Annotated in this window: 16 protein-coding genes; 12 read left to right on the top strand and 4 right to left on the bottom strand. The window is 72.4% G+C overall.

What is annotated here, in order from left to right; genetic code table 11:
* Positions 1 to 174: 174 nt before the first annotated feature.
* The 5 genes from IE305_RS17035 to serA all read left to right on the top strand — a co-directional run bounded on the left by IE305_RS17035 (position 175) and on the right by serA (position 8667).
* Entirely contained in the window at positions 175 to 3120 is a 2946-nt protein-coding gene (locus IE305_RS17035) for a putative bifunctional diguanylate cyclase/phosphodiesterase (protein ID WP_190130458.1), read from the top strand.
* Between the two features lie 225 nt (positions 3121 to 3345).
* Complete coding sequence (locus IE305_RS17030) at positions 3346 to 5208, top strand: acetolactate synthase large subunit (protein WP_190130457.1); 1863 nt, start codon at positions 3346 to 3348, stop codon at positions 5206 to 5208.
* Positions 5209 to 5248: 40 nt separating this feature from the next.
* A complete protein-coding gene (ilvN, locus tag IE305_RS17025; RefSeq protein ID WP_190130456.1) occupies positions 5249 to 5773 on the top strand; it encodes an acetolactate synthase small subunit in 525 nt (174 codons plus the stop codon).
* Between the two features lie 93 nt (positions 5774 to 5866).
* Entirely contained in the window at positions 5867 to 6868 is a 1002-nt protein-coding gene (gene ilvC, locus IE305_RS17020) for a ketol-acid reductoisomerase (RefSeq protein WP_190130455.1), read from the top strand.
* 197 nt (positions 6869 to 7065) lie between these two features.
* Positions 7066 to 8667 carry a phosphoglycerate dehydrogenase gene (gene serA, locus IE305_RS17015; protein WP_190130454.1) on the top strand — a complete coding sequence of 534 codons (1602 nt, stop codon included), beginning with the start codon at positions 7066 to 7068 and terminating at the stop codon, positions 8665 to 8667.
* A gap of 71 nt (positions 8668 to 8738) precedes the next feature.
* Here the strand turns inward: serA and IE305_RS17010 are convergent, their stop codons facing one another.
* On the bottom strand, positions 8739 to 9164 hold the full coding sequence (locus IE305_RS17010) for a YjdF family protein (protein ID WP_190130453.1): 426 nt from the start codon (positions 9162 to 9164) through the stop codon (positions 8739 to 8741).
* Between the two features lie 122 nt (positions 9165 to 9286).
* Here IE305_RS17010 and IE305_RS17005 point away from each other — a divergent pair, with 122 nt between their 5' ends.
* Positions 9287 to 9991 carry a GntR family transcriptional regulator gene (locus IE305_RS17005; RefSeq protein ID WP_229891087.1) on the top strand — a complete coding sequence of 235 codons (705 nt, stop codon included), beginning with the start codon at positions 9287 to 9289 and terminating at the stop codon, positions 9989 to 9991.
* 28 nt (positions 9992 to 10019) lie between these two features.
* Here the strand turns inward: IE305_RS17005 and IE305_RS17000 are convergent, their stop codons facing one another.
* Positions 10020 to 11585 (bottom strand): MFS transporter, encoded by a 1566-nt coding sequence (locus tag IE305_RS17000; protein WP_229891085.1) that lies wholly within the window; start codon positions 11583 to 11585, stop codon positions 10020 to 10022.
* 96 nt (positions 11586 to 11681) lie between these two features.
* Here IE305_RS17000 and IE305_RS16995 point away from each other — a divergent pair, with 96 nt between their 5' ends.
* The 3 genes from IE305_RS16995 (at position 11682) to IE305_RS16985 (ending at position 13922) form a co-directional block, all read left to right on the top strand.
* The gene (locus IE305_RS16995; protein ID WP_190130451.1) at positions 11682 to 12311 is read left to right on the top strand and encodes a TetR/AcrR family transcriptional regulator; all 630 of its coding nucleotides are present in this window, start codon (positions 11682 to 11684) and stop codon (positions 12309 to 12311) included.
* 171 nt (positions 12312 to 12482) lie between these two features.
* A complete protein-coding gene (locus IE305_RS16990; RefSeq protein WP_190130450.1) occupies positions 12483 to 13697 on the top strand; it encodes a cytochrome P450 in 1215 nt (404 codons plus the stop codon).
* Positions 13698 to 13727: 30 nt separating this feature from the next.
* Positions 13728 to 13922 carry a ferredoxin gene (locus IE305_RS16985; protein WP_190130449.1) on the top strand — a complete coding sequence of 65 codons (195 nt, stop codon included), beginning with the start codon at positions 13728 to 13730 and terminating at the stop codon, positions 13920 to 13922.
* A gap of 17 nt (positions 13923 to 13939) precedes the next feature.
* Here IE305_RS16985 and IE305_RS16980 read toward each other — a convergent pair whose 3' ends face one another.
* Complete coding sequence (locus tag IE305_RS16980; RefSeq protein WP_190130448.1) at positions 13940 to 15202, bottom strand: PucR family transcriptional regulator; 1263 nt, start codon at positions 15200 to 15202, stop codon at positions 13940 to 13942.
* Between the two features lie 202 nt (positions 15203 to 15404).
* Here IE305_RS16980 and IE305_RS16975 point away from each other — a divergent pair, with 202 nt between their 5' ends.
* The gene (locus tag IE305_RS16975; protein WP_190130447.1) at positions 15405 to 16331 is read left to right on the top strand and encodes a proline dehydrogenase family protein; all 927 of its coding nucleotides are present in this window, start codon (positions 15405 to 15407) and stop codon (positions 16329 to 16331) included.
* Positions 16332 to 16372: 41 nt separating this feature from the next.
* Positions 16373 to 18004 carry an L-glutamate gamma-semialdehyde dehydrogenase gene (gene pruA, locus IE305_RS16970; protein ID WP_190130446.1) on the top strand — a complete coding sequence of 544 codons (1632 nt, stop codon included), beginning with the start codon at positions 16373 to 16375 and terminating at the stop codon, positions 18002 to 18004.
* Between the two features lie 125 nt (positions 18005 to 18129).
* Here the strand turns inward: pruA and IE305_RS16965 are convergent, their stop codons facing one another.
* Positions 18130 to 18486 (bottom strand): SH3 domain-containing protein, encoded by a 357-nt coding sequence (locus IE305_RS16965; RefSeq protein ID WP_190130445.1) that lies wholly within the window; start codon positions 18484 to 18486, stop codon positions 18130 to 18132.
* A gap of 370 nt (positions 18487 to 18856) precedes the next feature.
* Between IE305_RS16965 and IE305_RS16960 the strand changes: the two genes are divergently transcribed.
* The gene (locus IE305_RS16960) at positions 18857 to 19009 is read left to right on the top strand and encodes a hypothetical protein (protein ID WP_190130444.1); all 153 of its coding nucleotides are present in this window, start codon (positions 18857 to 18859) and stop codon (positions 19007 to 19009) included.
* Positions 19010 to 19018: the final 9 nt, after the last annotated feature.

The raw sequence follows: 19018 nt of genomic DNA, 5'->3' as shown, positions 1-19018 counted from the left end.
GCACGGTCCGACTGCACAGCGTGTCCGGAGCCCCCTCGTCGATTACGCAGTGTATATGAGCTATGTCCCTGAGTGACGATCCTGGTGTATCGTCCCGACGGGGGCTGCTCCGCGCACCGAACCGGCGCAGCGAAGTACCGGAACTCGAGGGGGGCGACGGGCGATGCACGGCCAATGGACGATCAACCCGACGCGGCGGGGGCAGGGACCACGACCCGGGACGGCGACGCGGTGAGCGCGTCCGGAGCGGCCCTGCCCCGCCGGCCCGCCCCCGCCACCGGTCCGGGCGTGTTCCCGCAGCTCTTCCTCGCGGTCCTGTGCGGGGGTTACGCCACGGGCGCCGCCTTCGGCTGGGGCTCGGCCCGCATGGCCAAGGTCATGGGCGACTTCGGGCTGAGCGGCGCGGCCTGCCTGGCCGCGATCTCCTGCTTCTGGTACGGGCGCACGCACGGCACCCGGTTCCGCCCGGCCTGGCTGCTGTTCGCCGCGTCCTCCGCCATGGCCGGCTTCGGCAACGCCATCTGGGGCTGGTACGAGGTCGTCCTGCGCAGCGACGTCCCCGCCACGTCGCCCGCCGACTTCTGCTTCCTGCTCTTCGCGCCGCCCGCCATCATCGGCCTGCTGGTGCTGGCCCGCCGGCCCGTCACCCGCGCCGGCTGGGTGTGCCTGGCCCTGGACTCCTGGCTCATCGGCGGCTCGCTGCTGACCCTCTCCTGGAGCCTGGCCCTCGCCCACACCGCGCACTTCGCCGGCGAGGCCGTGGCGCACGTCGCGCTCTCCCTGGCCTACCCGCTGCTGGACATCGTGCTGGTGTCCATGGTGCTGGCCCTGCACTTCCGGCGGTCCTCCGCCAACCGCTCGGCCATCAACACCGCCATCGCGGCGCTCGCCCTGACGGTGCTGTGCGACGCCCTGTTCACCTCCCCGCTGCTGCGCGTCCACTACCGCTCCGGCCAGATCCTCGACGCCGGCTGGTTCGCCGGCTACATGCTCATGGCGTACGCGCCCTGGGTGGCCCGCGAGGGGAACGGCGAGACCGCCGGCGGCCGCGGCCGCCCCGTCCCGCAGAACGCCGGCCGGCCCATCGCCGGCTCCCTCGCCGCCCTCACCCCGTACCTGGCCGCCGCCGTCTGCACGCTGGGCATCCTGTACAACGTCCTCGACGGCCACCACGTCGACCGCGTGGTGCTCTTCACCGGCTGCACCGTCGTCCTCGCCCTCGTCGTCCGCCAAGGCATCATGCTGCTGGACAACATCTCCCTCACCCAGGAACTGGCGCAGAAGGAGAACCACTTCCGCTCCCTGGTGCAGGGCTCCAGCGACGTCATCATGATCGCCGCACCCACCGGCATACTGCGCTACGTCAGCCCCGCCGCCGCCGGGGTCTACGGGCGCGACGCCGAGGAACTCGTCGGCTCCGAGCTGGCCTCCCTCATCCACCCCGAGGACCTCGGGCGCGTGGTGCACGAAGTACGCCGCTTCCTGGCCGCACCGCCCTCCGAGGAGCCCGCCACGCGCATCGAGTGCCGCTTCCGCTCCGGCAACGGCGAGTGGCTCAACGTGGAGTCCACCGTCAACCGCCACCACGGCGGCCTGATCTTCAACAGCCGCGACGTCACCGAACGCGTCCGGCTCCAGGCCCAGTTGCAGCACACCGCCGAGCACGACCCGCTCACCGACCTGCCCAACCGCGCCCTGTTCACCAAGCGCGTCCAGCAGGCCCTCAGCGGCCGCAGAGTGACCGACGCCGGCACCGCCGTGCTCTTCATCGACCTCGACGGCTTCAAGGCCGTCAACGACACCGTCGGCCACCAGGCCGGCGACGAACTGCTGGTCCAGGCCGCCCGCCGGCTCCAGGACTCCGTGCGCGCCGGCGACTCCACCGCCCGCTTCGGCGGCGACGAGTTCGCCGCGCTCATCCTCGGCGACGGCACCCGCGACCCCGCCGCCCGCGAGTACCGCATCCTGGAGATCGCCGACCGGCTGCGCGTCACCCTCTCCCAGCCCTACCTGGTCGAAGGAGGCACCGAGGTCCGCGTCGCCGCCAGCATCGGCGTCGCCTTCGCCGAGCCCGGCATCACCCCCGGCACCCTCATGCGCAACGCCGACCTGGCCATGTACCGCGCCAAGCAGGCCGGCAAGGGCCGCGTCGAGCTGTACGCGCCCCAGATGCAGGACGACGTCGTCCGCCGCGCCGAGCTCGCCACCCGGCTGCGCACCGCGCTGCACGACGGCCAGTTCGCCCTGCTGCACCAGCCCGTCGTCGACCTGGCCACCGGCCGCATCACCGCCGTCTCCGCCCAGGCCCGCTGGCGCTCCGCCCAGGGCATCCTCTTCACCCCGGACGAATTCCTGCGCGTGGCCGAAAGGGACCGCACGGACGAGACGGTACGCACCGCCGAACTGGGCCGCTGGACGCTGGAGAAGGCCGCCGAACAGGCCGCCCGCCGGTGCGCCGCCGGTCACCCCGTGCCCGTCCACGTCCGTCTGCCCGCCGCCCGGCTGGTCGACAAGTCGCTGCCCGCCAAGGACATCGAGGCCCTCATCCTCCGCCACGACCTGCCCTCCGGCTCCCTCGTCCTGGAGCTCACCGGCAGCGACCCGCGGCTGCCCCTGGACGAGCTGGAGCGCCGGCTCGTCTCCCTGCGCCGCTTCGGCGTCCGTGTCGCCCTCGACGGCTTCGGCAGCGGATACGCCGCCATGAGCGCCCTGCGCCGGCTCCCCATCGACGTCCTCAAGCTCGACCGCGGCCTGGTCGACGGCGTGGCCGAATCCGCCCGGCTGCACAAGATCACCGCCGGGTTGCTGCGCATCGCCACCGACCTGGGCATGGAGTCCGTGGCCGAGGGCGTCGACGGCCCCGAGCAGGTCCGCGCCCTGCGCGCGATGGGCTGCACCCATGGCCAGGGCCTGGCCTTCGCCGGCGCCCTCGACGAGCACCGGCTGCGGCACGCCCTCGACTCCGGCCCGTACACATTGCCGAACGATCAGGCCAACGAGGGGCAACAAGTCCTCGTGGGCGGCGCACTGCCCGTACGATCCGGTGCGGTGGGTGGACCCGGAGCCCTGGCACATGCTCCATTGCGCTCAAATAATGAGACGCCCGTCCCACCCGCTTGACACTGGATGTCCGCCGGAGGGAGGGTCGATGCCATGCGCACCCGAATTCTCGTACTTGGACAGCGCGTCGGCTGAAGCGGGCCGTACGACCGGCCCCGCTGACCTCCCCGGCGCGCTCCCCTCGCTTGCCTCCCGGCACGAGGGGTTTTTTGTTTCCCGGACCCGGGTCCCGCCGCCCGGAACCCCGCCGATTCCGTCCCACCCGGACCATCCTTCGAGAAGAGAATGTCGATGACAGAGCAGGCCACCGGGGCCCATCATCCGCAGCCGCGGCCCCGCAGCGGCGCCCAGACACCCTCCCCCGTCGAGCACGTCACCGGCGCGCAGTCCCTCATCCGCTCCCTGGAGGAGGTGGGGGCGGAGATCGTCTTCGGCATCCCCGGTGGTGCGATCCTCCCGGCCTACGACCCCCTGATGGACTCCTCGAAGGTCCGCCACGTCCTCGTCCGCCACGAGCAGGGCGCCGGCCACGCGGCCACCGGCTACGCCCAGGCCACCGGCAAGGTCGGCGTCTGCATGGCCACCTCCGGCCCCGGCGCCACCAACCTGGTCACGCCCATCGCCGACGCGCACATGGACTCCGTCCCCCTGGTGGCCATCACCGGCCAGGTCGCCTCCAAGTCGATCGGCACGGACGCCTTCCAGGAGGCGGACATCTGCGGCATCACCATGCCGATCACCAAGCACAACTGGCTGGTCACCGACGCCGCCGAGATCCCCCGGACGATCGCCGAGGCCTTCCACGTCGCCTCCACCGGCCGGCCCGGCCCGGTGCTGGTGGACATCGCCAAGGACGCCCTCCAGTCGATGACCACCTTCTCCTGGCCGCCGCACACCGACCTGCCCGGCTACCGGCCCGTCACCAAGCCGCACTCCAAGCAGATCCGCGAGGCCGCCCGGCTCATCACCCAGTCCCGGCGCCCGGTGCTCTACGTCGGCGGCGGCGTGCTCAAGGCCGACGCCACCGCCGAGCTCAAGGTCTTCGCCGAGCTCACCGGCGCCCCCGTCACCACCACCCTGATGGCCCTCGGCGCCTTCCCCGACAGCCACCCGCAGCACCTGGGCATGCCCGGCATGCACGGCTCCGTCGCCGCCGTCACCTCGCTCCAGAAGGCCGACCTCATCGTCGCCCTCGGCGCCCGCTTCGACGACCGCGTCACCGGCCGGCTCGAGTCCTTCGCCCCGCACGCAAAGATCGTCCACGCCGACATCGACCCCGCCGAGATCGGCAAGAACCGCACCGCCGACGTGCCGATCGTCGGCGACGCCCGCGAGGTCCTGGCCGACCTCATCGTCGCCGTCCAGGCCGAGCACGCCGAGGGCCACCGCGGCGACTACACCGAGTGGTGGGCGGACCTCGACCGCTGGCGCGCCACCTACCCCCTCGGCTACGACGACCCCGAGGACGGCAGCCTCTCCCCGCAGCGCGTCATCCAGCGCCTGGGACAGCTCGCCCCCGAGGACACCATCTGGACCGCCGGCGTCGGCCAGCACCAGATGTGGGCCGCCCACTTCATCGGCTACGAACGCCCCCGCACCTGGCTCAACTCCGGCGGCGCCGGCACCATGGGCTACGCCGTGCCCGCCGCCATGGGCGCCAAGGCCGGCGCCCCCGAGCGCACCGTGTGGGCCGTGGACGGCGACGGCTGCTTCCAGATGACCAACCAGGAGCTGGTCACCTGCGCACTCAACAACCTGCCCGTCAAGGTCGCCATCATCAACAACGGCGCCCTGGGCATGGTCCGCCAGTGGCAGACGCTCTTCTACGACCAGCGGTACTCCAACACCGTCCTGCACTCCGGCCCCGGGGACCACGGCACCCCCGCCCCCGCCGCCGGCACCCGCGTCCCCGACTTCGTCAAGCTCGCCGAGGCCATGGGCTGCGTGGGCCTGCGCTGCGAGGACCCCGCCGACCTGGACAAGGTCATCGCCGAGGCCAACGCCATCAACGACCGGCCCGTCGTCGTGGACTTCATCGTCCACCAGGACGCCATGGTCTGGCCCATGGTCGCCGCCGGCACCTCCAACGACGAGATCTTCGCGGCCCGCGGCGTGCGCCCGGACTTCGACGGCATCGACGCCGACTGACGCCGCAGCACGAGACCGAGAGGGAAGAAGGCCAAGGGCCATGACCAAGCACACGCTCTCCGTCCTGGTGGAGAACACCCCCGGCATCCTCGCCCGGGTCGCCGCACTGTTCTCCCGGCGCGGCTTCAACATCGACTCGCTCGCCGTCGGCGTGACCGAGCACCCCGACATCTCACGCATCACCATCGTCGTCAACGTCGAGACGCTCCCCCTGGAGCAGGTCACCAAGCAGCTCAACAAGCTCGTCAACGTGCTGAAGATCGTCGAGCTGGAGGAGAGCGCCGCGGTCCAGCGCGAGCTCGTCCTCGTGAAGGTGCGCGCCGACAACGAGACCCGCTCCCAGATCGTGGAGATCGTCCAGCTCTTCCGCGCCAAGACCGTCGACGTCGCCCCCGAGGCCGTCACCATCGAGGCCACCGGCAGCGGCGACAAGCTCGGCGCCATGCTGAGGATGCTCGAGCCGTTCGGCATCAAGGAACTGGTGCAGTCCGGCACGATCGCCATAGGACGCGGCGCCCGCTCCATCACCGACCGCAGCCTGCGCGCGCTCGACCGCTCGGCCTGACGGCCGGACCGCAGACCACCCGAACCCCACCCGTCCCGCCCGTCATACGGTGGGACCCACACCGGAACGACCGGAAACAAGGAGATATCCCACGTGGCCGCCGAGCTCTTCTACGACAACGACGCCGACCTCTCCCTCATCCAGCGCCGCAAGGTCGCTGTCCTCGGCTACGGCAGCCAGGGCCACGCCCACGCGCTGTCGCTCCGCGACTCGGGCGTCGACGTCCGCGTGGGCCTGCCGGAGGCCTCCACGTCCCGCGTGAAGGCCGAGGAGCAGGGCCTGCGCGTCGTCACCCCCGCCGAGGCCGCCGCCGAGGCCGACGTCATCATGATCCTGGTGCCGGACCCGGTCCAGGCCAAGGTCTACGAGGAGTCGGTCAAGGAGCACCTGAAGGACGGCGACGCCCTCTTCTTCGGCCACGGCTTCAACATCCGCTTCGGCTTCATCAAGCCCCCGGCCGGCGTCGACGTCTGCATGGTCGCCCCCAAGGGCCCCGGCCACCTGGTGCGCCGTCAGTACGAGGAGGGCCGCGGCGTGCCGTGCATCGCCGCCGTCGAGCAGGACGCCACCGGTGGCGCCTTCGCGCTCGCCCTCTCCTACGCCAAGGCCATCGGCGGCACCCGCGCCGGCGTCATCAAGACGACGTTCACCGAGGAGACCGAGACCGACCTCTTCGGCGAGCAGGCCGTCCTCTGCGGTGGCGCCTCCGCCCTGGTCAAGGCGGGCTTCGAGACCCTGGTCGAGGCCGGCTACCAGCCCGAGATCGCGTACTTCGAGTGCCTGCACGAGCTCAAGCTCATCGTGGACCTCATGTACGAGGGCGGCCTGGAGAAGATGCGCTGGTCGGTCTCCGAGACCGCCGAGTGGGGCGACTACGTCACCGGCCCCCGCATCGTCACCGACGCCACCAAGGCCGAGATGAAGAAGGTCCTCGGCGAGATCCAGGACGGCACCTTCGCCAAGAACTGGATGAAGGAGTACGAGGCCGGCCTGCCGAAGTACAACGAGTACAAGAAGGCCGACGAGGACCACCTCCTCGAGACCACCGGCAAGAAGCTGCGCAAGCTGATGAGCTGGGTCGACGACAAGGAGTGAGCTCCCGCCCGCGGGGCCGCGGCATCCGCCGCGGCCCCGCGGGCGTTCCCTCCCCACGCGCTCCCGGGCGCCGTTACACTGCGGAGCACATACGCGTCAGGCTCACAGCGTCGTGCGTCTTCCACGCGGCTGCCCCCCTTCACCGCCTTCGGCCGTCGGGACGGCCGTCGGCGAAGGACAGTAGAGGACTGAACCACGTGAGCACTGCTTCGCCTCGCAAGCCCGTCGTACTCATCGCCGAAGAACTCTCGCCCGCCACCGTGGACGCCCTCGGCCCCGACTTCGAGATCCGGCACTGCGACGGCGCCGACCGCACCGCGCTGCTCCCCGCGATCGCCGACGTCGACGCGGTCCTGGTGCGCTCGGCCACGCGCATCGACGCCGAGGCCATCGCCGCCGCCAAACGGCTGCGGGTGGTCGCGCGGGCCGGCGTGGGCCTGGACAACGTCGACGTGGCCGCCGCCACCAAGGCCGGCGTGATGGTCGTCAACGCCCCCACCTCCAACATCGTCACCGCCGCCGAGCTGGCCTGCGGCCTGCTGATCGCCACCGCCCGCAACATCCCGCAGGCCGACGCCGCCCTCAAGCGCGGCGAGTGGAAGCGGTCGAAGTACACCGGCGTGGAGCTGTCCGAGAAGACCCTCGGCGTGGTGGGCCTGGGCCGCATCGGCGTGCTCGTCGCCCAGCGCATGGCGGCCTTCGGCATGAAGATCGTCGCGTACGACCCGTACGTGCAGCCCGCCCGCGCCGCGCAGATGGGCGTGCGGCTGGTGACGCTGGACGAGCTGCTGGCGGCCTCCGACTTCATCACCGTCCACCTGCCGAAGACCCCCGAGACGGTCGGCCTCATCGGCGACGAGGCGCTGCGCAAGGTCAAGCCGGCCGTCCGCATCGTCAACGCCGCCCGCGGCGGCATCGTGGACGAGGAGGCGCTCGCCGCCGCGCTCAAGGAGGGCCGGGTCGCCGGCGCCGGCCTCGACGTCTACGCCGTCGAGCCGTGCACCGACTCGCCGCTCTTCGAGTTCGACAATGTGGTCGCCACCCCGCACCTGGGCGCCTCCACCGGCGAGGCGCAGGAGAAGGCGGGCCTCGCGGTCGCCCGGTCGGTGCGGCTCGCGCTGGCCGGTGAGCTGGTGCCCGACGCGGTCAACGTGCAGGGCGGTGTCATCGCCGAGGACGTCAAGCCTGCGCTGCCGCTGGCCGAGAAGCTGGGCCGGATCTTCACCGCGCTGGCCGGCGAGGTCGCGGTGCGGCTGGACGTCGAGGTGTACGGCGAGCTCACCCAGCACGACGTGAAGGTGCTCGAACTCTCCGCGCTCAAGGGCGTCTTCGAGGACGTCGTCGACGAGACGGTGTCGTACGTCAACGCCCCCCTGTTCGCCCAGGAGCGCGGCGTGGAGGTACGGCTCACCACCGGCTCGGAGTCCCCCGACCACCGCAACGTGGTCACCGTCCGCGGCACGCTCGCCGCCGGCGGCGAGGTCGCCGTCTCCGGCACCCTGGCCGGCCCCAAGCACCTGCAGAAGATCGTCGCCGTCGGCGACCACGACGTGGACCTGGCCCTGGCCGAGCACATGGCGTTCCTGCGCTACGCCGACCGGCCGGGCGTCGTCGGCACGATCGGCCGCGTCCTGGGCGCCGCGGGCATCAACATCGCCGGGATGCAGGTGTCGCGGACGGTCGAGGCGGGCGAGGCGCTGGTCGCCCTCACCGTCGACGAGGCCGTGCCGGCGCCGGTGCTGGCGGAGATCGCCGCCGAGATCGGTGCGGCGTACGCCCGTGCGGTCGACCTGACCTGAGCCGACCGGCGAACAGCACGGCGGCCGGGACCCGAGGGTCCCGGCCGCCGTGCTGTTCCACGAACGGTACGTCACCGCCCGCGGTGCCGGGCCCGTGCCTTGGCACGGGCCAGTGCGCGCCGCTGTTCCGCCTCCGCTGCCTGCCGTCGCTTGGCCGCCGCGCGGTTCTCCGACGTCGTCCGCTCGAACGCCTCCCGCAGCGCGTCCTGCGCGGCGGTCGTCACCGGCCGTCCCGCCTGCTCGCGGGCGGCGGCACGCGCCGCCCGCTTGGCGTTCCCCCGGCGGGGCCGCGGCACGCGGTCCGCGGTGACCACCGGCGCGGCGAGCGCGGTGTCGAGCAGCGGGCCGAAGTCCCGCCGGACGAACTCCTCCAGCTCGGGCCCCGTCGGTTCGCCGCCGAAGACGTGCCGCGCCGCGCGGACGCCGTCGCCGTCGTGGACCTCCAGGACGCCGACCCAGAAGGGGTCGTCGAAGAACACGCTGAACGTGCTCGGCATCGTTCCTCCCATGGTTGTGGTGCGGAGGGACGAACCGGACACCCTGGGAGGGAGGTTACTGACCCGCGGGGACCGCGGGCGCCCGGACTACCGACCGGGGCTGTGTTTTCGTTCGTCCCGCCATGAAACTACCCGCTATGGACTATCTGCGCATCGCCGCGGAGTTACGTGCCCGTATCGCCTCGGGCGAGCTCGGGCCGGGGGAGAAGGTCCCGTCCACGCGCCGCATCACGCAGGAGTGGGGCGTGGCCATGGCCACGGCCGGCAGGGCCCTGGCGGTCCTCCGGGAGGAGGGTCTGGTTCGCACGGTGCCGGGGGTCGGCACGCTGGTGGCCACGGACGGTGCGCCGCGCCGCGGCCGGCGGCCCCGGGCGCGGGTGGCGCTGACCCGGGAGCAGGTGGTGCGGACGGCGATCGCGATCGCCGACGCGCGCGGTTCGGCGGCCCTGTCGATGCGGTCGCTGGCGGCGGCGCTGGGCGTGCCGACGATGATGCTGTACCGCCATGTGCCGGGGAAGGCGGGGCTGCTGGTGCTGATGGCGGAGACGGTTCGCGCCGAGGCGCCCGACCGCGCCGCGTGCCCGGGGGCGGTGGCCCGCCGGCAATGGGAGCTCTACCGCCGTCACCCTTGGCTGGTGGCGACGCCTCCACCGTCGGACGACACCCCCCTGACGGCCTCGGTCACGGCGCTGCTGCGCGGTCTGGCCCTGCGTCTGGGGGAGGGGGCGGAACCGGCGGGCCTGGAGGGGGCGCTGGAGTTCGGCCTGGAACGGCTGGTGGGCTGCGGGGCGCACGGGCACGGCGGGGACGGCGGTGCCGCCGGGTGAGACGGCGGCACCTGCTCGTACCGCCCGTTCAGCGGGTCACGCCCGCCGGTTCCCTCGGCTCCGTCGTCGCGTCGGCCCGCCGCTCGCTCGTCCGCAGGGTCCTGGCCGCCAGGGCCGACGCCAGGAGGAAGACCACCCCGCCGGCCACCGCCGCCACGTGCATCCCGTGCACGAAGGCGTCGCGGGCCGCCGTGAGGACCGTGTCGGCCAGGGTGCCGGGCAGGGCGCGGGCCGCGCCGACCGCCTGGCCGAGCGTTTCGGCCGCCGCGTCGGCGGCCGGGCGCGGCAGGTCCGCGGGGAGGGCGGGCGGGACGTCGGCGCGGTAGACCGCCGTGCCGACGGAGCCGAAGACGGCCATGCCCAGCGCGCCGCCGAACTCCTGGCCCGACTCCAGCAGGGACGCGGCCGTGCCGGCCTTGGCCACCGGCGTCGTGCTCAGGGCGAGGTCGGAGACCAGCGCCATGACAGTGATGATGCCGCAGCCCACGACGGCCGCCGCGATCAGCGTGGTCCACAGGTCGTCCGGCCCGGCCAGGGCCAGCAGGCCGAAGCCGGCGGCCGCGACGACGAAGCCGGCGGCGATGACGTACGCCTTCTGCACGCGCTGGGCGACGGCGGTCGCCACCGGGCCGGCCGTGCCGATGGCCACGGACGGCGCGATGCTCCACAGCGCCGCCTCCAGCGGGCCCTTGCCGAGGACGCCCTGGAGGTACTGCGTGGTGAAGAAGCTGGACCCCATCATGCCGAAGGCGGCGATCGTGTTGACGGTGATGCCGGCGCCGAAGAGGCGGTGCCGGAACAGGTCCCGGCCGAGCAGCGCGTGCGGGTGGCGGCGCTGCCGGCGGACGAAGACCCAGCCGACGAGCAGGCCGGCGGCGATGGTCCCGGCCGCGACGGCGTCCACCGCGTTGTCCGCGGCGATCCGCTTCATGCCGTACGTCACCGGCAGCACCGCCGCCATCGACAGCGGCACGGACAGCAGGTCGAAGCGGCCCGGCGCCGGGTTCTTCGACTCGGGCACGAGGAACGGGGCGAGCACCAGCAGCAGGGCCATGGCCGGCACGTTGACGAGGAAGACCGAGCCCCACCAGAAGTGCTCCAGCAGCAGGCCGCCCAGCACGGAACCCAGGGCGATGCCGCCGGCCATGACGCCGGACCAGATGCCGATGGCCTTGGACCGCTGCCGGTCGTCCCGGAACATCTCGCGGACCAGCGCCATCGTGCTGGGCATCAGCGTGGCGCCGCCGATGCCGAGCACGGCGCGGGCCGCGATGAGCATCGGCGCGTTCGGCGCGTACGCCGCGGCGACCGAGGCCGCACCGAACGCCGCGGCACCGGCGAGCAGCAGCTTGCGGCGGCCGATGCGGTCGCCCAGCGAGCCCATGGTGATCAGCAGCCCGGACAGCGCGAACGCGTAGATGTCGAAGATCCACAGCTGCTGCGCGCCGGTGACGTGCAGCGATTCGCTGATGGAGGGGATCGCGAAGAAGAGGACGGAGACGTCCATGGAGACCAGGAGAAGCGGCAGGAGGAGGACGGTGAAGGCCGTCCACTCCCTGCGCCCGGCGAGGGCCGGGCCGGCGTGCGTCGTCATGGTCACGACCATACAAGCGTCTTAAACGCTTGTCTATGACGCTTGTATAAGACAGCCGTCTGTGACGCTTGTCAGGGGCGCCGCTAGGCTGCGCGCATGGGACATCGCGAAGACCTCCTCGACGGCGCGAAGCGCTGCCTGCTGGAGAAGGGCTGGGTGCGCACGACCGCGCGCGAGATCGTGGCCGCCTCCGGCGCCAACCTGGCCTCGATCGGCTACCACTACGGCTCCAAGGAAGCCCTCATGCTGGAGGCGTTCATGCGCCTGACGGAGGAGTGGGGCGAGGGCGTGGGCCGCAGCCTGGCGGAGAACGCCGCCGAGGCGCCCTCCCGCGAGGACCGGGTCGCGCACGTCGTGGACGCGCTCGTGGCGAGCTTCGGTGACAGCCGTGACTTCTGGAGCGTCCAGCTGGAGGTGATGGGCCAGCTGGGCAACCACCCCGAGCTGCGCGAGCGGTTCGCCGCCGTGCTGCCGCAGGGTCGCGAGGGGATGACCGCCATCTTCGAGGGCGTCGACGACAAGGACGTGCCCGAGCGTGCCTCGCGCACCGCCGGCGCCGTCTACCACGCACTGTTCATCGGGCTGTGGGTGCAGTGGCTCATCAAGCCCGAGGCGGCGCCCGACGGGCGGGACGTCGTCGAGGGGATGCGCCGCATCCTGGCCGGCACGGTGCTGGAGCCGGGGGAGCCCGGGGAGTCCCGGGACGACGCGCCGACAGCGAAATAGCGTTGCGCGAAGGTGTGTTCGCGGGGCGTACTGGACCTGACGGGACGTTGTGGGGTCTACTGAAGACTAGTTGCCCCAGGCATCTGTTCTGGGGCGGCTGTTGCTCTGCTTGCTCCGCCTCCACCGCGTTGTCGACATCCAGTCCGGAAGAGCCGCCTGGAAGGTCCCACCATGACCGTGACAGACAGCCACCGCAGCGCACCGGCGACCCCGGTCTTCCCGCAGGACCGCACCTGCCCCTACGACCCCCCGCCCGCCTACCCCGAACTGGCCGCGCAGGGCCCGCTGAGCCGGATGAGCCTCTACGACGGACGCGAGGTCTGGTTCGTCACCGGCCACGCCGAGGCCCGTGCCCTGCTCGCCGACCCCCGCCTGTCCTCGGACCGGCACCGCCCGGAGTTCCCCGTCGTCCTGCCCGCGGCCGAGAAACAGGCCGAGACCGACCCCGTACCGCTCGTCTCCGTCGACGACCCCGAGCACGCCCGGCAACGCCGCATGCTCATCCGCTACTTCAGCCACAAGCGCATTACCGCGCTGCGGCCCTTCATCCAGTCCACCGTGGACCGCCTCATCGACGCGATGCTCGCCGCGGGGAACGAGGCCGAGCTCGTCTCCGCCTTCGCCCTGCCCGTGCCGTCGATGGTCATCTGCGAGCTGCTGGGCGTCCCCTACGCCGACCACGACTTCTTCGAGGGCTGCTCCCGCCGTCTGCTCTCGGCCGGTACGTCCGACGAGGTGATCGCCGCCCGCGACGAGCTCCTGGACTACCTCGGCGGGCTGGTGGACGAGGGGCGCGCCGCCGAGGGCGGCCTCCTCGCCGAAGTGGCCGCCGAGCACATCGCCACCGGCGGGACCGACCGCGAAGAGCTGCGCAACATCGCGCTGATACTGCTGGTCGCCGGCCACGAGACCACGGCCAACATGATCTCCCTGGGCACCTACGTCCTCCTGCGCCACCCCGAGCAGCTCGCCGCGCTCCGCGCCGACCCGGCCCTCCTGCCCGGCGCCGTCGAGGAGCTGCTGCGGCACCTGTCGATCGCCGACGGGATGGTCCGGCTGGCCACGGAGGACATCGAGATCGCCGGCCACACCATCAGGGCCGGCGAAGGCGTCCTGTTCCCCACCTCCGTGATCAACCGCGACGCCACCGTCTACGAGGACCCGGACCGCCTCGACGTGCGCCGCACCGCCCGCCACCACGTGGCGTTCGGCCACGGAGTGCACCAGTGCCTCGGGCAGAACCTGGCCCGCGCCGAGATGGAGATCGCGTTCTCCGCCCTCCTCACCCGCATCCCCGGGCTGCGGCTGGCCGTTGCCCCGGAGGAAGTGTCCTTCAAGCCGGGTACGACCATCCAGGGTCTGTACACCCTCCCGGTCGCCTGGTGACCTGAGCACAACCGAGGAACGGAGAACCCCATGCGCGTCAGCATCGACTCCAGCGTCTGCATCGGCTCGGGCATGTGCGCCCTGACCGCGCCGAGCGTCTTCGACCAGGACGACGAGGGCTACGGCACCGTCCGTCCCGGCCGTGCGGACGGCGCCGGCGACCCCCTGGTGAAGGAGGCGGTCCGCGCCTGCCCGGTGCAGGCCGTCCGCCTCGACGAGGACTGACGCCGCCGTCGCCCGGGCTACCGCAGCCGGGCGGCCTTCAGCGTCATGTGCAGCAGCAGCCGGTCCTCGCCGTTGTCCAGGTCGAGGCCGGTCAGCTGCTCCACCCGGTTCAGCCGGTAGTACAGCGTCTGCCGGTGCACGCCCAGCGCCGCCGCCGCACGCCCCGCCTGGCCCGCGCAGTCGAGGTAGACCTCGGCCGTCCGGGCCAGTTCGGTGTGCTGGCCGGCCAGCAGTGGCCGTACCGCCTCGTCCGCCGCCCGGCCGGCCGACAGGTCCGTCAGCACCCGGTAGGGCCCGATGCCCGACCACTCCGCCACGGGGCCCAGGCGCCGCTCGGCCAGTGCGGCGCGCGCCGCGGCCAGCGCCTCCGCCCACACCTCCGGCAGCTCCGCCAGGCCCCGCCGCGGCGTGCCCACACCGGCCGCCGCCGACGCCGGCGTCGCCGCCCGGCCCGCCCGCGGGGAGCGCAGCAGCCGGTCGGCAGCGCCGTGGGCGGGGGCGGGCGTGCTGGTGGCGCGCAACCGTACGAGCGCCGCGAGCGCCGTCCCGCCGCCGGGCAGGGAGCCCGGCACCGCGCACAGCGCCGCCACACCCGCCTGCGCCGCCAGCGCCGACGCCGTGCTGTCCGGCGCACCCTCCGCCCCGCCCTCCGCGGCCGCCCCCGGTGCCTCGTCCTCACCGGCGTCCCCGGTCCGCCACGGTGCGACCGCCACCAGCGTCAGCGGCCCGTCCGCGCTCGGCCCCAGGGCCTCCCGCAGCGCCGTGCGCGCCGCCTCCCGCGTCGCGGGCCGCGCCGTCAGCAGCTCCCGCAGCAGCTCACCGAGCTCCGCCCCGGCCCGCGCCTCGGCCGCCAGCAGGGCGCCGATGCGGCCCGCGGCCTCCATGGCGTGCGCCAGCCGCGGATCGCGCAGCGGCACGCCCAGGTCCAGCTCCGCCAGGTGCCCGTCGTCCAGCAGCCACACGTAGCCGTGCACCACCCCGCGGTGCCGCACGGGCAGGCAGATGCGGCCCTTGAAGACGCCCGCCGCCGGGTCCGGCGGGATGCGCAGCGGCGCCTGGGCGCGCGCGATGCCGAACGCCTCGAACCAGGCCCGCACGGCGGCCGTCGACCGCCGCTGGAGGATCGAGCGGGTGCGCACCGGGTCCATCATCAGGTCCAGGTCGTCGTCGCCGCCGTGCGCGCCGAAGGCGATCAGCCCGAAGTCGCGGTCCTCCAGCGTCGCGGGGGCGCCCAGCGCCGCCGAGATCTCGTCCACGAGCTGCTGGTACTCACCCCGCATGCGCCCCGCACTCCTTCCCGCGCCGTCCCCGCGCTGTTTTCGGCCATTGGTGAGCCATCATTGTCATACAACTGTCTGAGATCCCGGCCACGAACGCGTGACAGCTGTCGATGGTCCGGAATATGGCGGGAACTCTACGTTTCACGATGAGTTTCCTATGCCGTCGTCCCCGTGACGAGGGCCGTCATCGTGGAGGTGCCCCGTGCTGGGTCCCGTGATCCTCGCCGCTTCGCGCAGCGACCGCATGCGCCGTTTCGTCTCGGCCGCCCCGGGCACCAAGCAGGTCGTCGACCGCTTCATCGCGGGTGAGACCGTCGACCAGGTCGTTCCCGTGGTCGAGGACGCCACGGCCAAGGGCCTCGAGGTCACCCTGGACGTGGTGGGCGAGGACATCACCACCGTCGAGCAGTCCTACGCCGCGCGCGACGCCTACCTGGAGCTGATAGCCCGGCTCAAGGAGCTGGAGCTCGGCCCGCGGGCCGAGATGTCGGTCAAGCTGTCCATGTTCGGCCAGGCGCTGGAGAACGGTCACGAGCTGGCCCTCGCCAACGTCCGCCCCGTGGTCGAGGCCGCCGCCGCCATCGGCACCACGGTTACGCTGGATGCCGAGGACCACACCACCCTCGACTCGATGTTCGCCATCCACGAGGAGCTGCGGAAGGACTTCCCGCAGACCGGCTGCGTCATCCAGGCGTACCTGTTCCGCACCGAGGACGACGCCCGCCGCCTGGCCGAGGCCGGCAGCCGCGTGCGCATCGTCAAGGGCGCCTACAAGGAGCCCGCCTCGGTCGCGTACCAGGACAAGGCCGAGATCGACAAGGCGTTCGTCCGCATCCTCAAGATCCTGATGGCGGGCAAGGGATACCCGATGATCGGCTCGCACGACCCGCGGCTGATCGCCATCACCAAGGAGCTGGCCCGGCAGGCCGGGCGCAACCCGGACGAGTACGAGTTCCAGATGCTGTACGGCATCCGGAGCGACGAACACGTCCGCCTGGCCGCCGAGGGCCACCGGATGCGCGTGTACACCGCGTACGGCACCGACTGGTACGGCTACTTCATGCGCCGTCTGGCCGAGAAGCCGGCCAACCTGCTGTTCTTCGCCCGCTCCATCCTCACCAAGGGCTGAGCCGCACACACCCCCGTAGCCCCGAAGGAGAAACGGAACCCATGGACGCTGTGACCCAGGTCCCCGCGCCGGTCAACGAGCCGGTGCACAGCTACGCGCCCGGCAGCCCCGAGCGGGCCCGGCTGGAGACCAAGCTCAAGGAGCTCGCCGCCAACCCGGTCGACCTGCCGATGACCATCGGCGGCGAGAAGCGCATGGGCGGCGGCGAGCCGTTCACCGTCGTGCAGCCGCACAACCACCAGGCCGTGCTCGGCACGTACCGCAACGCCACGCAGCAGGACGCGCAGGACGCCATCGACGCGGCCCTCGCCGCCGCCCCGGCGTGGCGCGCGATGTCCTTCGACGACCGCGCCGCGATCATCCTGCGCGCCGCCGAGCTGCTGGCGGGCCCCTGGCGCGAGACGCTGGCCGCCTCCACCATGCTCGGCCAGTCCAAGACCGCGCAGCAGGCCGAGATCGACACGCCCTGCGAGCTCGTCGACTTCTGGCGCTTCAACGTGCACTTCGCGCGCCAGATCCTCGCCGAGCAGCCGGTCGCCAACTCCGCCGGTGTGTGGAACCGCAGCGACCACCGCCCGCTGGAGGGCTTCGTCTACGCGATCACGCCGTTCAACTTCACGGCCATCGCCGGCAACCTGCCGACCGCCCCGGCCCTCATGGGCAACGTGGTCGTGTGGAAGCCGTCCCCGACCCAGACCCACTCCGCGGTGCTGCTCATGCAGCTGCTGGAGGAGGCGGGCCTGCCCAAGGGCGTCATCAACCTGGTGACCGGTGACGGCATCGCCGTCTCCGAGGTGGCCCTCAACCACCCCGAGCTGGCCGGCATCCACTTCACCGGCTCGACCAGGACCTTCCAGTACCTGTGGAAGACGGTCGGCACCAACATCGAGAAGTACAGGTCCTACCCGCGCCTGGTCGGCGAGACCGGCGGCAAGGACTTCGTCGTCGCCCACCCGAGCGCCGACCCCGCCGTGCTGAAGACCGCCCTGACCCGCGGCGCCTTCGAGTTCCAGGGCCAGAAGTGCTCGGCCACCTCCCGCGCCTACATCCCGCGCTCGATCTGGGAGAACGGCTTCAAGGAGGAGTTCGCGGCCGAGGTCGACGGCATCGCCATGGGCGACGTCACCGACCTGTCGAACTTCATCGGCGCCGTCATCGACGACCGTGCCTTCGCCAAGAACAAGGCCGCCATCGACCGCGCCAAGGCCGACGCGTCCTGCACGATCGTCGCCGGCGGCACGTACGACGACTCGGTGGGGTACTTCGTGCGCCCGACCGTCATCGAGTGCACCGACCCGGAGAACGAGGTCTTCACGACCGAGTACTTCGGCCCGGTCCTGGCCGTGCACGTGTACGAGGACGACCAGTACGACGCCATGCTGGAGCAGATGGAGTCGGTGTCCGACTACGCGCTGACCGGTTCGGTCATCGCCAAGGACCGCGCCGCCGCCGCGTACACGATGGAGAAGCTCCGCTTCGCCGCGGGCAACTTCTACATCAACGACAAGTCGACCGGTGCCGTCGTCGGCCAGCAGCCCTTCGGCGGCGGCCGCGCCTCGGGCACCAACGACAAGGCCGGTGCGGCGACCAACCTGCTGCGCTGGGTGTCGACCCGGTCGATCAAGGAGACCCTGGTCCCGCCGACCGACTACCGCTACCCGCACATGGGCTGATCGCAGTCCTGCGCCGAACCCCGCCCCCGCCCGGCCCCCCAGCCGGCCGGGGGCGGTCCGCGTTCACGGCCGTCGCCCCGGGCCCGCCGGCCCGGGGCGACGGCTCACGTCCGCGCCGCTACGGCCTACAGGCCGCCGCAGTACGGCGGGATGACGTTGGAGTGGGACACCCAGCCGCGGGTGCCCTTGGACAGGCCGCCCCGGCTCTTGGCCTTCAGCTGGACGTAGTCCCAGCTGCCCGACGACTTCAGGATGCGGATCGGGTCCTTGAAGTACAGCTGGCCGACGACCGCGCCGGACGTGCTCGCCTTGGTGCGCAGCCGGGTGCCGTCGGTGCGGATGAACGCGTTGTCCTCGTGGCAGACCGAGGCGCGGGTGGCGGCCTGCGGTGCGGCGACGGGGGCGGCCTGGGCCGGGACGGCCAGGGCGGCGGTGGAGCCGATGAGGGCGGCGGTGGCGAGTGCGAGGGATATGCGTCGCACGGATCCTCCGAAGTGTTGCTCGTCGCTGCGGCGATCACCGCAGCGCGATCACCCTAAGCGGCTCCGGAGGACGAACCTGTGGTGATCTTGTCACGTCCCTGTCACGGCTTCCTGTGGGCGCGAGTGACGTGAGAGCGCGTACGGACGGGTGATGCCGCGTCTCAGATAGTAGGACGTCCGACTAATAAGGCAGACAGTGCGGCCCCGCTGACCTAGCGTGGTAGCAGCCGGACGTTCCGCTCCATCGAGCCACGGCGACCGGCGGCCCGTGCCCTCGCGCAGGTGACCCCTGCGGCACGGCGGCCGCCCGCCCCCTCCGAGCCGGCCTCCGCTCCTTCTTTTTCCTCCCCTTTCGCAGAGGAGACGACCCATGGCCGAGTCCGCCACCACCGTCCGCAGGAACCGCCGCCGCGCCGCGCTCGCGGCGGCCGCCGCCGAGCGCAAGGCCGACCGGGTGAACGCCGCCGCCGCGCTCCAGCGCGCGCTCGACCGCCGCGACAACGGCGGCGTCACCGGTCACTGACGGCCGCGC

The organism is Streptomyces mashuensis, from assembly GCF_014654785.1.
Taxonomy (GTDB): Bacteria; Actinomycetota; Actinomycetes; order Streptomycetales; family Streptomycetaceae; genus Streptomyces; species Streptomyces mashuensis.
This window is presented reverse-complemented; position numbering and strand designations above follow the sequence as displayed.